This window comes from Microbacterium sp. BE35 (assembly GCF_031457705.1).
Lineage (GTDB): Bacteria > Actinomycetota > Actinomycetes > Actinomycetales > Microbacteriaceae > Microbacterium > Microbacterium trichothecenolyticum.
In genome coordinates, this window is record NZ_JAVDXD010000001.1 from 172,683 (window position 1) to 188,394 (window position 15,712).

The 15,712-nt window shown below is 69.9% G+C and carries 7 protein-coding genes; 4 read left to right on the forward strand and 3 right to left on the reverse strand.

Annotation, left to right across the window (positions count from 1 at the left end):
- The first annotated feature begins 185 nt into the window (after positions 1 to 185).
- Entirely contained in the window at positions 186 to 2,891 is a 2,706-nt protein-coding gene (locus J2Y46_RS00870) for a LamG-like jellyroll fold domain-containing protein (RefSeq protein ID WP_310239577.1), read from the forward strand.
- Between the two features lie 426 nt (positions 2,892 to 3,317).
- Here the strand turns inward: J2Y46_RS00870 and J2Y46_RS00875 are convergent, their stop codons facing one another.
- Positions 3,318 to 6,833 carry a family 43 glycosylhydrolase gene (locus tag J2Y46_RS00875; protein ID WP_310239579.1) on the reverse strand — a complete coding sequence of 1,172 codons (3,516 nt, stop codon included), beginning with the start codon at positions 6,831 to 6,833 and terminating at the stop codon, positions 3,318 to 3,320.
- Positions 6,834 to 7,188: 355 nt separating this feature from the next.
- Between J2Y46_RS00875 and J2Y46_RS00880 the strand changes: the two genes are divergently transcribed.
- Entirely contained in the window at positions 7,189 to 10,065 is a 2,877-nt protein-coding gene (locus J2Y46_RS00880) for an immunoglobulin-like domain-containing protein (RefSeq protein WP_310239581.1), read from the forward strand.
- 387 nt (positions 10,066 to 10,452) lie between these two features.
- Here the strand turns inward: J2Y46_RS00880 and J2Y46_RS00885 are convergent, their stop codons facing one another.
- Positions 10,453 to 12,429 (reverse strand): OmpL47-type beta-barrel domain-containing protein, encoded by a 1,977-nt coding sequence (locus J2Y46_RS00885; RefSeq protein ID WP_310239583.1) that lies wholly within the window; start codon positions 12,427 to 12,429, stop codon positions 10,453 to 10,455.
- Positions 12,430 to 12,454: 25 nt separating this feature from the next.
- Positions 12,455 to 14,755: a beta-L-arabinofuranosidase domain-containing protein gene (locus J2Y46_RS00890; RefSeq protein WP_310239585.1), complete on the reverse strand. Its 2,301-nt coding sequence runs from the start codon at positions 14,753 to 14,755 to the stop codon at positions 12,455 to 12,457.
- A 217-nt stretch (positions 14,756 to 14,972) separates the two neighbouring features.
- Here J2Y46_RS00890 and J2Y46_RS00895 point away from each other — a divergent pair, with 217 nt between their 5' ends.
- Positions 14,973 to 15,203 (forward strand): twin-arginine translocase TatA/TatE family subunit, encoded by a 231-nt coding sequence (locus J2Y46_RS00895; protein WP_045297813.1) that lies wholly within the window; start codon positions 14,973 to 14,975, stop codon positions 15,201 to 15,203.
- A gap of 10 nt (positions 15,204 to 15,213) precedes the next feature.
- Entirely contained in the window at positions 15,214 to 15,597 is a 384-nt protein-coding gene (locus J2Y46_RS00900; RefSeq protein ID WP_310239586.1) for a twin-arginine translocase TatA/TatE family subunit, read from the forward strand.
- Positions 15,598 to 15,712: the final 115 nt, after the last annotated feature.

Genomic DNA, 15,712 nt, shown 5'->3' on the forward strand with positions numbered 1-15,712 from the left:
TGCGCACTTGTTAGCGCTATCAGATGCTGTGGGTCCGATGTTAGCGCGAACTCCCGGGATGTCAAGAGGAGATGAAGGCCTCTTTCGCACCGTTGCCCGTCGGTGACGTGAGCGCTAACATTCAGTCGCGCGCTTCGCCGTCCCGTCTCGTGCACGAACAGACTCGACTGAGCAAAGGAGCTGGAGTGAACCCGGCACGATCCTCGACACGCACGAAGCCCATCTCTCCCCCACGGCGCGTCCGCGCGCTGATCGCGTCGGCAGCAGGCGCCGGACTGATCCTCGGCGCCCTGGCACCGCTGGCGGCCGCTCCGGCCGTAGGGCAGGTCACCGCGCCCACCAGTGGACTCCTCGCCGAGTACGTCTTCGACGAGACGGCCGGCTCCTCGGTGCCGAACTCCGCGGTCGGACCGATCGGCGCCGCCACCGTGATGAACGGCAGCGACAGCCTGTGGACCGGTTCGTCCCTGGTCTTCACCGGCGGCGCCAAGACCAGTCCCACCGCGAGCTGGGTGCGCCTGCCCGACAACCTGCTGGCCGGCAAGACCTCGGCCACGGTCACCATCGAGACGAAGCTCGACGCCTCGATGAAGAACAACTGGAACTTCCTGTGGAACATCGGCAGCGACTCCACCACGCAGTACTACTTCGCCTCGGTGCGCGACAACCCGCGCACGACGATCACGACGGGCGGGGGCGGCGGCGAGGTCAACGCCCGCTCCGGAACCGCACTGTCGGCTGACCGCTGGTACAGCCTGACGTCGGTCATCGACGGCGCGGCCGGCACGATCACCTTCTACGTCGACGGCGAACAGGTCGCGCGTACCGCGACGGCGTTGACACCGGCATCCATCACCGACCAGACGCTCAACGCGATCGGCCGCGCCCCGTACCCCGACCCGATGTACAAGGGCGAGGTGTCGACGTTCCGCGTGTACGACCGCGCACTCACCGCGGCCGAGGTCGACCAGGTGTCCGATGCGGATGCCTCCGTCCATGCCTCCTCGTTTGAGCAGGCCGCGCAGACCGTGCTCGACGGCGTCACGCCGGTGACGATCGACGAGCAGCGGACGACGCTGCCCGACTACGGCGGGCGCGTGGCGTGGACCTCCGCCGACCCCGCACTCGAGGTGGCGGCGGATGGCGTGACCGTCTCGGCGACCCAGCCCGCCACGGGCTCCGCCCCCGTGACCACCGCCCTCACCGCGACCGCCACGGTGCGCGGTGCGAGCGTGTCGAAGTCCGTGCCGGTGACGATCAAGCCCCTCCCGGGCGAAGACGACGCGTTCGGCTACGCGATGGTGCACTTCATCGAGGACTCCGCCGGCTACGCCGAGAAGATCTACCTCGACGTGTCGCGGGGCGACAACCCCGAGCATTGGGACCCCCTGAACGGCGGGGAGCCGATCCTGGCGTCGCAGCTGGGGACCACCGGCATCCGCGATCCTTACCTGACGTACAACCCCGAGAACGAGACGTACTACATCATCGCGACCGACCTGCGCGTCTTCGGCGGCGACCGCGGGGTGACCGGCTGCACCGAGTGGTGCTACTGGTCGTCGCAGGGCAGCACGAAGCTCAACGTGTGGGAGTCGAAGGACCTCGTCACGTGGAGCGACCTGCGTCAGTTCGACGTCGCCCAGTCCCCCGCGGGCACCGAGGTCGCCGAGCTCGGCATGGCATGGGCGCCCGAGGCCACATGGGTCCCCGGGTACAACGAGGACGGCAGCGGCGCGTTCGTCGTCTACTGGTCGTCGAACGTGTACGCGAACGCCGGCCACACGGGCTCGACGTACTCGCGCATCCTCTGGGGCGCGACGACCGATTTCACGCAGGACACCTACGAGTACGGCGGGGTCTTCATCGACGCGGGCGGCAACACGATCGACACCACGATCATCCAGGACGACGGCAAGACGTACCGGATCACCAAGGACAACTCCGCCGGCAAGGGCATCTACATGGAATCCACTCCCGCGGCGGATTGGTGGGCGCCCACCGCGACCTGGACGCAGATCCAGACCCGCATCGGCGCGGTGTGGTCGGGCGGAAACGCCGGGGGCGTCGAAGGACCGGCGGTGTTCCAGCGGCACGGCGAGGACAAGTGGTACCTCTACGTCGACGTCATCCCCTCGACCGGCTACCGGCCCATGCAGGCGACGGATCTGGATGCCGGTTGGGCGCAGCTCGTCTCGAGCAGCTTCTCGATGGCGCCGAGCACCAAGCACGGCGGGATCGTGCCGCTGACGTCCGGCCAGTACGAGACGATCCGCGAGGCCGACGCCACGGGTGCCGTCGCGTCCGATCTGGGCAGCGTCGACGTCGAGTCCGGCGCGACGGCCGATGCAGTACGCACGGCGCTGCCGGGCGAAGCCGAGGTCACGCTTGCGTACGGCCGCGGCACCGCGTCGCAGCCGGTCGCCTGGGACGTGGCGGATGTCGACACCGACGTCGCGGGCACCTACGAGGTCACCGGCGTCGTGCACACGATCGGCGCGAACCTCAACCAGTGGGTCGGTGCGGGCGGCTCGACGGCGTACAACGCCGCGGACCGGAAGCTGTTCAGCTCCACCGCGATCACGGTGACGGCCGAGGTCGTCGTCGCTGCGGCACCGCTCCCGGTGACGGTGACCACCGCCACGCGCTGCGTCGCCGGAAAGGTCGTGCTGACGGTGACGACCGCGAACGACGGCGATGCGCCCGTCGCCCTCGCGATCACGACGCCGCACGGCTCCAAGACGGTGGCGGCCGTGCAGCCGGGCAAGACCACGTCGGCCGCGTTCACGACGCGGCTCGCGGCGATCCCGTCCGGGTCGGCGGCTGTCGCCGTCTCGGCCGGCGGCGACTCCGCCGAGGAGTCGGCGCCCTTCGCCGCGGCCTCCTGCGGCTGACCGCCTCCGCGTCCCTCGAGCGCCCCGTCGGCTTCGGCCGGCGGGGCGCTCGACTGCACTGGGGACCGCGGCCCCTATGGGATTCGGGGGGCGCAGCACGCGGCATCCGTCGCGCGAAGCGGCGCGTCGCCCATCTGAACCGGCAGCGGACGCGCGGCGTGGGCACGACGAAGGGCGGCGGCACCGGCACGTCTTCGCCGTTGGTCACGGTGACCACCTGTACGACCTTGCCCGCCACGCATCGCGAGGTCATGGCGGCCGTCACGTCGAGATCCGCAGACTCAGCGACCGTGACCTTCGCGGTCACCGTGCGGTTCGCGGCGGCGAGCCACTCGGCATCCGTCATGTCGAGGATGAGGCTGCCGTCGTGGCGCGCGGACGTGGTACGGAACCGGGCGGCGCTCGCGCCGCCCGGTTCCGGGTCTTTCAGCCGCAGTTCGCCGCGGGATACGTCACCGCGGTCGTCACCGTGACCGGTGTGCCGCCGACCGTCGCGGCGGCGGTGAGAGTCACGGATCCGTCCGCGATCGAGATCTGCCGGGTCGTGAACGACGTCGACGTGCTCTTGCCGGCGGCCACGGCGCCGAACGATTTCGACCCGTAGGCGCCGGCCGCCGAGACCGTCACCGGGACGCCCTCACCGTTGGTCACCGTGAGGACCTGGACGACCTTGCCGGCCACGCAGCGCACAGTGATCTTGCCGGTCACATCGAGCTCGGGGGCGGCGACGGCCGTGACAGTGACCGTGGTCGACACCGTGCGGTTGTCGGGCGTGACCTCCTCATCCGCCTCCATGTCGAAGACCGGCAGGCCGTCAGCCGCCCAGTGCACGCGGCGGACGAACATGTCGCGGCCGCTCAGGCCGTTGTTGTCGGTGCGCGCGTGGAAGACGTAGAGCAGGTTGTCGTCCTCGTCGTGCGACCACATACCGTGACCGGTGCCGAGCTGCCAGTCGCCGTTGAAGACGCCGGACTTCTGGATCGGGTAGTTGAGCTTGCTCCACGCGGCGGGCGAGGTGAGGTCCACGCCCTCCCCCGCCGTCGCGGTCGCGAGACCGGTGGTGTACGTGTCGCCGACCGTCGAACCCGAATAGATCAGGTACAGCACGCCGTCACGGGCGTACACGTTCGGGCCCTCGGCGATCGTGTTGTCCCACGCGTACTCCGGCACGATGATGCGCACCGGTTCGGAGGTCAGGCGGGTCGGGTTCGCCGGGTCCATCTTCGCGATGAAGAGGGCCCCGAGCTGCTGCCAGATGTAGTACGACTGGCCCGAGTCCTCGAGGTACGTCATGTCGAGCGAGATGTTCTGCGACGGATTGAGGATGCCGCCGTCGGAGCGCAGCACCTTCTGCGCCTTCGTCCAGTTCGCGGGCACCGCCGGGTCGAGGTCGTTGCCCTGGGCGTCCTGCTTCAGCTGGATGATGCTCGCGCGGCCCGTCCACATGTCGGGCTGGCCGTTCGTGCCGTTGTAGCAGGGCATGAACAGGATCGACAGCTTCCCGCCGATGACGTGATACTCCGGTGCCCAGAAGCAGCCGGTCATGACGCCGCCGTCGGCGTCGGTGTCGCCCCTGCGCAGCAGGTCGATCTCGACGTTGCGCCCGGCGTTGACGGCCTCATCGGAGAGGTCCTCGATGCTGTCCGCGATGCGGATCGGCATGTGCGCGCCGCCCTGCGGGTTGATGTTGCCGCCGTAGATGTCCTCGGTCGCGATCATCAGGAACTTCTCCTGGCCGTTCCAGTCGTAGCGGAACACCGACGGGTCGGCGCGCTCATCGGCGAACGGCGTCGCGTACTCGGTGGTCTTGAGCGAGCCTGTGACCTCGTAGGTACCGGGGGTCGCCGTGTCGACCGCGGCGAGGGAGTCCGCATCCCATGCGATCACGCGCGAAGAGCTCGAGCCGTCGTCGTAAGACAGCTCCGCGCGCTTCGGCAGAGCCGCGGCATCCAGCTCCTCGCCCTGCTCGATCTCGACGCCGTCGAGTTCGCCGACGCCGGTGTTCGCGATGCGGCCGAACCGCCCCTCGAGCGCCTCGACGGTCTGCGCGTCGATGGGAAGCGTGTTGCCAGAGTCGTAGTTCGGGACGCCGTCACCGGCCGCGCCGGCGGTCGCCGACACCGCCCCGCGGCGCACCTCCCCCCGGGTCGCCGGGTCGGCGAGATCGGTGAACGTGGTGTACATCGAGGCCCCGGCATCCGATGTCCACGTCACGACGTAGCGGTCGGAGGCAGAGTCGTACACGGCCGCCGGCTCGTTGACGCCGCTCGTCACGCCGAGGTTCACCATGCCGACCTCGTCGTAGCTGCGCAGATCGCTGCTGCGGGCGAAGAGCACGCTGGAGGTCTGCGTGCCGTCGGCACCGCCACCGCGAGCGGTTCGGGTCGCGACCAGGCCGTAGCCGCCGTCTTCGAGTGTGAACAGGTGCGGGTCGCGGAGACTCCGGATGATGCTGTCGCTCGTGCCGTTCGCGGGAACCGCGACCGAGGTCTTCGCGAAGAAGATGCCGTAGTTCTCGTTGAGCGGACCCCACCCGTCGCCGTCTTCGAGGGCGAGGTGCATGCTGAGCGCGACGTCGGCGTTGTTCGCCTGCGCCACTGTCGAGGGCACGCGGCTGTAGGCGAGCAGCCGCGTGGTGGTGTCGGCGGGGAGCACGGTGACATCGAAGATGCGGGATGCCGCAACCCCGGTCGCGGCATCAGTCACCTCGACCGCGACCTGCCCCTCGACGGCGTCATCACCTGCGGCCACGATCGTCTCATCGACCGTGATGCCCTCGCTCGTCGAGGTGACGTCGACCTCGGTGCCCGCGGGGGCTGCGGGCAGCGCCGTGCCGGACTCGACGACGGCGGGGATGACGAAGAGCTCGGCCAGCCGGGTCGCGCGCTGCTCGGCGGTCTCGGACGACGGCAGCACGGTGACCGTGATGGACTGCGTGGCGGTGATGCCGCGGATGGCCGCGGTCGCGGTGAGCTCCACGTCGACGGCCGGCTGGCCGGCGAGCGGTGCGGCGACCGAGCCGTCCGCCGCGACGACCGCGGGATCGCTCGAGCTCCAGGTGACCTTGCCGCCCGACGTCGGCAGGTCGATGTCGCTCGAGGTCTCCCGGTCGGCGAGCGCGAGCGCGGTGAGGATCGCCTGGGCCTGCGCCTGCAGCTCGGTCGCGTGAGCCTGGGCGTCGGCGTCCGATCCCGCGGCGACCTCGACGGCTGAGAGCGCGCGGTCGTACACGCGGAACGACGAGATCGCGCCCTGGAAGAGCGGGTCGGGCCACGGGGCGCGGCCGATGGTGTTGAGCGACTGGTCGACGATGTTCGCCGGCGTGCGATCGACGCCGCCGTTCGCGACGCGGACGCCGTCGATGTAGAGGGACGCCGTGCCCGATGCGCCGTCGACGACCGACGTCACGTTCACCCACTGGTTCGCAGTCACGCCGCACGAGTTCGACTGCACGAGCCGCTCGACGCCGGCGGACTTGATGCCCACGAGAGGCGCGCGGCCGGAGGCGCAGTTGAGCGAGGCGAAGAAGTACTCTGTCGCCGAGGACTCGTTGCCGATGTTCCACAGGAAGTGGAAGCCGTTGAGCATCGCCTGCGAGGCCTTCACCTCGGCCACGACGGTGGCCGACGCCTTGCCGGCGAGGAGGCTGTCGGGCAGCTCCACCCAGTTACCGGTGGACGTCTTGGCGCCGCCGCGGAGGGTGAGCGCCGAGCCGGTCCAGTCGGCGGCCTGGACATTGCGGACCGTGGCGTCTCCGAACGCGGAGCCGGCGACCTCGTTGGGCACCGACGATCCGCTCGCGAGGTCGAACTCGTAGGACGCCACCAAGCCGTCCTCAGGGACGGCGGCGGCCGCGGTCGTGGCGGCGCCGAGGCCGAGGATCATGGCGCCGACGGCGGCGATCCCGATAGCGGCTCGGCGGTGGTGCAGGGACAGTCGCATTCCACTCTCCATCAAGTGACTGAACTTCGTCGAACAGGCTGTTATCGCTCACATTAGCGTCTCGCGCGGGATGCGCAACTTTTCGGACCGACATCCTGTTACCGATAACGCTTTGGGCCGCACCCTTCTTGACAGAGCCGCGCGCGGGGCCCTAGCGTGATCCGAACCCGGAATGTTCCCGGTAACACCATGTCCGTGGGCCGCCCCCGAGCGGTCAGAAGATTGCGCGATGACGCACAGCTGTCCGCCCGACCGAACGTTGGAGCGGAGGGACGCCTCGCCGCGATCGACGAGAGCGAGGAAACCGCGCATGAGAACGCGCACGAGGTCCCGAGTCCTATCCAGAAGCGCGGCGGTGACGACGGCGGTCGCCCTCGCGCTCACCGGCGCTCTCGCGCCCACCGCCGCGCAGGCGGCGATCGACGCCCAGCCGATCATCCACTACACGTTCGACTCCACCTCGGGCGCGACGATCCCCGACGTCTCAGGCAACGGCCACAACGCGACGCTGCGCCAATCGGGCGGCTCCGTCAGCAACGGCATCCTGGATCTCCCCGGCGGCGCCCGCGCGACGACCGCCTACGTCGAGGTCCCGACGACGGCCCTCGTCGGCAAGACGAACCTGACGATCTCCACGTGGATGTCCAACCGCACCGGTCCCGCCAACGTCGCGGCCGCCTTCATCGGCGCGCCCGTCGCTTCGGGCGCGTCGTACTCGTCGGCATACTGGCTGCTCAACCCGACCAACCCGAGCGGCTACGTGAAGTCCGTGGTCACCAACACCGTCAGCGCGAGCGCTCCGTGGGGCACCGAGGTCGGCGCCGGCGCGACCAACGCCGCGACCACCGGTGCGCGCACTCCGTCGGGGATGTCGCTCTACACGACCGTCATCGACGGCACCACCGGCCAGCTGCGCGTCTACGTCAACGGCTCCCGCATCTCGCAGACCGCGATCGCGCGCAACGTGTCGTCGTTCGGCTCGTCGCTCGTGTCGTACATCGGCCGCTCCACCTACAACGACGCCAACTGGAACGGACAGGTCGACGACTTCGCCGTCTACGGCCAGGCGCTCGGCGACGGCGACGTGCAGGCACTGTTCGCCGGTGAGGCGCTCGACCGCGCCGTCGCCTCCGTCTCGGTGCCCGGCAGCGCGACGGCGAACTTCACCGTCCCCACCACCAGCTACGGCGCAACGGTGTCGTGGACGTCCGACGACGCCGCGATCGCCGTGACCGGCGGCACCGCGAGTGTGACCCGTCCCGCCGCGGGCTCCGGCGACGCCACAGTGACCCTCACCGCGACCTTCACCGTCGGCGCAGAGTCGCGCACCCAGACGTACGACGTGGTCGTGCCCGAGGACCTCGCCGACGACGTGAAGGCCGACGCCGACCTCGACGCGATCGCCATCCGCGGCGCCGACAACATCCGCACCAACTTCTCGGTGCCGGCTTCCGGCCCCCAGGGGTCGACCGTCGAGTGGGCGGTCGCCTCGGGCGGCGGGAACGCGTCGCTGCGCGACGGCGTCACCGCCGGCTCGCGCACCGTGGTGGTCCAGCGCCCCGCCGCCGGAAGCGCTGCCGCCGAGGTCGTGCTCACGGCGACGGCCCGCAACGGCTCGGCCGAACGCACCCGCGAGTACCGCGTGAAGGTGCAGCCTATGCCCGGCGGAGACAGCAAGACCGAGGCCTACGTGTGGGCCTTCTTCACGGGTGAGGGCGCGGGCGCCGAGAAGGTCAGCCTCGCGGCCTCGAAGGGCAACGACGCGCTCGCGTGGAACACCCTGAACAACGGCCAGCCGCTGTTCACGTCCACCCAGGGCACTGCCGGGCTCCGCGACCCGTTCATCATCCGCGCGCCGGAGGGCGACCGGTTCTACATGCTCGCGACCGACCTCAAGATCGACGGGCTCGCCGGCGGCTTCACCACCGCGCAGATCTCGGGTTCGCGCTACATCGAGGTGTGGGAGTCGGACGACCTCGTCAACTGGTCGAACCAGCGTCACGTCAAGGTGTCGTCGGACTACGCGGGCAACACCTGGGCGCCGGAGGCGTACTGGGACGAGGAGCTCGACACGTTCGTCGTCTTCTGGGCCTCGAACATCTACCCGACCACGAACGCGGCCGACCGCACCGCCGTCACCTACAACCGGATGATGTATGCGACCACGGACGACTTCGTGACGTTCTCCGAGGCGAAGGTGTGGAGCGACGTGCGTCGCGGCACCGGCCTGGGGCTCATCGACTCGACCGTCGCCAAGGTGGACGACACCTACTACCGGTTCACCAAGGACGAGGCATCCATGACCATCCGTCAGGAGAAGTCGACCGACCTGCTCGCGACCATCTCGGGTGCGCTCCCCGGAACCACGGGCTCGGCGAACCAGTGGACGCTGATCAAGGAGCGCGTCGCCTCGGGCCTGCCGAACGGCGAGCCGGGCGGCACGTACTCGAGCGGCGAGGGTCCGAGCATCTTCCCCGCTAACGAGGGCGATGTGAACAACCTCGACTGGTTCCTGTTCATCGACCAGCCGAATTACCACGGCGGCCCGAACTACTACATCCCGTTCGGCTCGAACGACATCACCAACGGCGACTCGTGGCAGCCGCTCGGCGCAAAGCTGCGCGCCAACCTGCCGCAGAACTCCGACGGCGGCAAGCCGCGTCACGGCACCGTGATCCCGGTCACGCGCGCCGAGTACCAGAAGGTGCTCGAGGCGTACCAGCCGAACCTCGCGGTGGCCTCGGTCGGCGCGATCGATGTGAACACCCTGACCGGTGTCGCGCCCGTTCTCCCGCAAGCGCAGCTCACCAAGGCCGACGGCTCGAGCGAGACCGTCGCGGTGCAGTGGGCCGCAGTGGACGCCGCCGACTATGCCACGCCTGGCACGTTCACGGTGTCGGGCATCGCGCAGGATGCCTCGCGCATGCCCGTCGAGGCGACGGTGACCGTCGAGGCGGCCATCGACGTCGAGGTGACCGCCGAGACGCGCTGCGTCGCCGGCAAGGTCGTGCTGACGGCGAAGGTCGCGAACACGGGTGACGCCGCCGCGACCGTCGAGATCGAGACAGGCTACGGCACGAAGTCGGCGACGATCGCCGCCGGCAAGTCCGCGTCCTACTCGTTCACCACGCGCGCCGCGTCGGTCGCACAGGGAGAGGTCGCCGTCGAGGTGACCCAGGCAGGTGCGACCGGCACCGTCGCGGCGGCCTACACCGCGCGTTCGTGCGGCTGAGATGAACGGATGCCGCGGGCCTGAGTCCCGCGGCCGACCCGAGGCCCCGGCGGATCCGTTCCGCCGGGGCCTTCGTCGTGTCGCGTACGGTGACCGATCGGACCATGTCCCGGCTGACGGGTTGTGGCACACGGCATCCGTCCCCCATCAGCGTGTCGAGCCCACCAGAAACCCGGCCCGCGAGCACCTCCGGGGCGGACTCGACGACGCGCCGCACGCGCCCAGGCGCCCGGGCCAGGACCGCGGGCGGAAGTCGCGCGCGAGTCGCCAAGACACGCCTGACGGCCAGTGTCGCGCCCGGCGTGTTGTGGCGACTCGAGTGCGGGGAGGGGAGAACGAACGGCCCGCGGTCCGAAGACCGCGGGCCGTTCCCTCGTGCGTGCCGCGTCAGCCGCAGCTGTGCGCGGAGTACTCCACCGTGCCGGTGAAGGTGAGGTCGCCGGCCGTGCCGGTCACCTCGATCTCACCGTCGGGCGCGGCCGTCAGTCGCGAGTTGAACGTGCTCGTCACCGTCGCGCCGGCCTTGAGACCGGTGAGGGTCTTCGAGCCGTACGCGGTGGCGATCTGGACGTCCGCCGCGACATCGTCGGCGTTCTTCACCGACACCGCGAGGTACGCCTTTCCGGCCACGCACCGCTGGGTGACCGTCGGCTGCAGATCGAGCGCGTTCGCCGCGAGCGTGGGCAGCTCGATCGTGACGTAGTCCTCGATGTTGCCCGCCGCGTCCTGAGCCTGCACGTGCACGTAGCGGGGCTCCTCGGTGAGCTGCACCGAGAAGGGCTCTTCGTACGTCGCGTACATGTTGTTCAGCTCGCCGGTCGGCGACGAGTCGGGCCCGTCGGACCACACCGTGCGCGTCACGCCCGAGCCGGGCGCGGCGTCACTCGGCACCAGGGTGAAGGTGGCCGACGTGCCGTCGACGACGATCCAATCGATTCCGGTGACGGGGGCGACCGTGTCGACCTTGACCGTCTCGGATGCCTCGCCCACGGCGCCGTCCTCACTTGTCGCGCGTGCGCTCACCGTGACCTCGCCCTGCGCCGAGACCGCGAAGGGCGCCGTGTAGGCGGTCCACGTCTCGCCGTCGAGGCTGTACTCGATGCTCTCCACGGGGCTCGCGGTCTCCTCGGCCGTGATCGTCACGGTCGGAGCGGTGGTGTACCAGCCGCTGCCCTGCGGTGCCGCGTCGAACGACAGCGCCACGATCGGCTCGTTCTGGTCGACCGGCTCGACCACGAACACCGTCGCGATCGCGCCGGGAGCGTAGCCGTCCACCGCGCCCTCGACGTCGAAGATCGCGTCGACTTCGGCGTACGCAGCGGGCTCGATCGAGTCCCACTCGACGTCGACTCCGCTGGAGGCGGTGCCGTCCTCGTAGGTCGCGCGCACCGTCGCCGGCAGCACCGGCTCGACGCCGGCGGTCGTGATGGTCGCCGAATAGTCGACGCTCTCGATCTCGTCGGACAGGCTGTTCGCCACGTACACCGTGCCGCTCACCGTCTGCCCGTCGTACCCGGCGGGGTCGCCCACCACCTCGAACTGCCCCGGCGAGGCATAGCTCGACGCCGCGACGCCTGCCCACTCGACGTCCACGTAGCGCAGCGGACCGTTCTCGCCGATCACCCAGACGGTGTCGGGCAGCGTCGGCGCCGTGCCGGTGACGGTGCGAACCGCCACGGACTGCGCGTCGATGAAGGCGTCGGGGTTCTCGGGCTCCGGCTCGACGACCGGCGCATTGACGCCCCAGACCTCCCACTCGATCACGCTCGTCGCCTTGCGCTGGCTCTGGAACAGCTGCCGGTCGAGAACGAGCCGCACCGCGGTGGTGGTGACGGCGTCGAAGTCCGCCTGCACGACCGGCTGGGACGCGACCGGGGCGGCCGTGTTCAGAACCGGTACCGGGTAGGTGAGGCCCGAGCCGGTGACCGGGGCCCACTCCCCTGCGCTGGTGCGGTATTCGACCTTCCACGATGCCGGGATCATCACGCCCGAATCGCCGCCCGAGGTGAGGTGGTTCTGCCACAGGTACAGCTTCGACGAGCTCACCGTGACCGGACGCTCCCACGTGTATGTGGCGGTGTCCTGGGTCGGGCTGCCGGGCGCACCCCACGTTCCCCACATGGCGGAGAGCGTGTTCGTGGGGCCGACGACGCCGTTGTTGAGCGCGGCGGCGGAGTTCCAGCTGGGAACGTAGCTGACCTCGGTGACCGGCGCGTTCTCACCCGAGGCCAGGGCGAGGTTGAGCGGCTCGTCGGCGGCACCCGCCGGCGCAGCCACCGCTGCTCCCCCGGCGATGAGCGCCACGGCCGCGACCAGCGCGATCGCGGCCCTCTTCACTCCGGCTCTGCGGGCACGCGTGTGCATCGGTGTCCTCTCTGCGATCGACATGTCAGTTGCCCCCGTCGATCGGCGCACGGCCTGCGGCGAGGAGGATCCTCTGGCGGTTGCGGGCGGTGAGCAGCCCGGCCGCGACGTACGCCGCCGAGACCTCGCCGACAGCGCCCAGGAATGCGGACCGGTCGGCGAACGGCGCCCGCTCCCACACCTCGTCGAGCAGGGTCTTGTTCGACCGCTTCGGGTTGGCGACTCCCGCGTCCTGACCGGCGAACGTGACCGACGGCTCATTGCGCTGGAAGTACATGTGGTAGGCAACGTCGCGCCCGTTGTAGGCGGGCTCATACGACTGCGATCCGATCGTGAAGACGTTCGCCGCGGTCTTCGAGATGCCGCGGGTGACGTCACCCGACAGGTCCAGCCGGTCGGCGAGCGACACCTTCAGGTAGCTGGTCGACGAGCTCGTCGCCGTCAGCACCACGGGTCCGTACATGAGCGCCTGGATGTCGGGCCGGTCGATCGCGGCCTCCACCCGCACCGTGAGCGGGATGCGCACAGTGATCGTGTCGCCGGCCGCCCATGCGCGGGAGATGCGCGCGTAGGTGCCGGGCACGGCGTCGACTCCCGCCGGCGCGCCGTTGACCTGGACCTCGGCGCCCGACGACCAGCCAGGGATGCGCAGGTGCACCGTCAGCGGGCCCGACGGGGCGGTCTTGACCGTGAAAGTGGATGTCTCGCCCTCGGGGTACGACGACACCTGCTCGAGCACCAGCCCGGTCTCCTCCCACTCCAGGGTCGACGCGATGTAGAGGTTGACGTAGAGCTCGCTCTGATCGGCGGAGCGGAAGTAGATGCCCTCCTGGTACTTCACGTGACTCTCGAGCCCGGTCCCGCCGCAGCACGTGCCGATGTTGCCGTTGCCGTATTCCTTGCGGGCCCCAGGCTGCACCGGGAACATGTAGAGGTTCTCGGGGCCGGAGGTCGACTCCTGGTTGCGTCGACCGCCCAGGATGTGGTTCAGCACGGTGCGCTCGAAGTAGTCCATGTACTTCGGGTCCTGCTCGTTGAAGAACAGGTAGCTGGCGACCTTGAGCATGTTGTAGGCGGCGCACGATTCGGCGTTGCGGGGACCGATGTCGCCCGCGACGGTGTTCGCCGGTCCCCACAGCTCGCCTTCGCCCGTGCCGCCGTGCGCGTACGAGCGCCCGGGCACCACCATGTCGTAGAAGCCCTTCGAAGCATCCAGAAAGTGGTCGTCGCCGGTCTGCGCGGCGAGCTTGATGTAGCCGGGGAACTGCGGGATGTGCTGATTGGCGTGCTTGCCGTTGAGCGTGTCGGTGCCTGCGGCGCACGCGTCGACGAGCGTGTGCAGCGTGAACAGGTGCGCGGCATCGAGGAACTCGCTCTTTGCCGCATCGTTCGAACGCCAGTAGAGCTCGACCAGCACCTCGTTCATGCCGCCGTACTCACCCGCGATGTACGAGCCCCACATGCGGGCGAGCTGTGCGGACGTGCACTTCGACAGCCGGCTGTACACCCAGTGGCCGATGCCCTCGGCGAGTGCGAGGGCCTTCGTGCTGCCTGCCAGGGCGTGCGCGTCGAGGAGGCCCGCGAGGATCTTGTGCAGCGTGTAGTACGGCGCCCAGATCTCGCCGTAGGGTGCGAACTCCTCCAGCGCCGAGAACTGCCACTCGCCGTAGGCCGAGAGGAAGCCGGGGTGCGAGTAGCGCGGAGCGCCCTGATACTCCTGGGCCGCGAGTGCCGCGCGGCACTCCTCGAGGCCGTCGACGATCGCGTTGACCTTGTTGAGAAGGGCCACCTCGCCGGTGGAGGCGTAGGCCATCGAGATGCCGCTCAGGAAGTGGCCGCCATAGTGGCCGCGCAGGCATCCGCCCGCGCCCGCCGTGTTCTGGCCGCGCACGTACTCGCGCGGCCCCCAGCGCTGGAGGTCGGGGTTCGGGCCGAACTCCTCCCAGCCGCCGGGAGGTGTGGCGCCGTTCGTCGGGAGTCCGGCGTTGCGGCGGAAGACCGCGAGCACCTTGTCGACCGAGTAGGCGCGGTACAGCACGAGGTGCTGGTTGAGCGCACGGGTGAAGACACTCTGCCCGAGCGTGACAGAGGTGAGCGGGAACGGCCGGACGCTCCACGACTGGGGGTACACGAGTGTCTGCGCGGCGCGCACCATGCGCGTGGGGTACGCCGCCCCCGCGGTGCGCAACGCCGCCCCGGGTGCCGGCGCCGCAGCCTGCGCGCCGCCCGCGTCGAGGAGGCTGGTCGCCGCGACGGCACCCGCGATGGCGAGTCCGCCGCCGAGCACCCTGCGCCGAGTGAGCCCTGACGGGTTCTCTCCGATCATCACTGATCCTTTCGGTTCTTCTTCGGACCTTGGGCGCACCCGAGCACGGAAGATCTCGGCTGGCCCGCTTTGCACGTTAGCGGTACCAGTGAGCGCTAACAAGCCTTTCGAAAGTTTTCGGAAGTCTGCTTGACCGTGCGTCGGGGGACGGGCCATACTGAGCACTCCCGCGTGGTGTCAGTGCTCACGGCGCCCGTCGATCAAAGGAGACCACGACGTGCTCGCGAACCTCAACGGCTGGCATCTGCTGATCGTGCTGGCGGTGATCCTGCTCCTGTTCGGGGCGGCCCGTCTCCCTGCTTTGGCCAGGAGCGTCGGGCAATCGGCGCGGATCCTGAAGGGCGAGATGCGCCACGCCCCCAAGACCGCAGGCGATGAAGCGGACTCCCCCGCGATCGCCGACGATGCGCCGGCGGCACGTACAGCGGACACCCGCTCATCGAGTTGAGGCGCGCGCGGTGTTCTTCGGCCTCACCGTCGAAAAGGTTTTCTTGATCGGTGTGGTCGGGGCAGTCCTGCTCGGGCCCGAACGCCTACCGGAACTGTCGCGCAGGCTCGCCCACGGGGTGCGGGCGGCGAAGGCCGCACTGGCGCGCACGACCGCGCGCGTGCGCGACGAGATGGGGCCGGAGTTCGACGAGGTCGACTGGCAGAAGCTGGATCCTCGGCAGTACGACCCTCGCCGGATCGTCCGCGAGGCCCTGCTCGAGCCGGTCTCATCATTCCAGCCGCTGCCGCCCCCGCTGCCCGCGGCCGAGGACGCAGCCGTGGCCCTCGATGCGGCGCCCTCCGAGCCCGCCTCCGCGTCACGGGGCGCGCCTTCCGCGCCGTCGGCCGTCTGACCGTCGACCGCCCGACCGTCGGCCACCCGACCGTCGATCGCCCGGGCGTCGGCCGCCCGACCGACGCACCGACGACCCTCCGGAGTCCGGAGCCGACCGCGCTGAGCGCCGCACC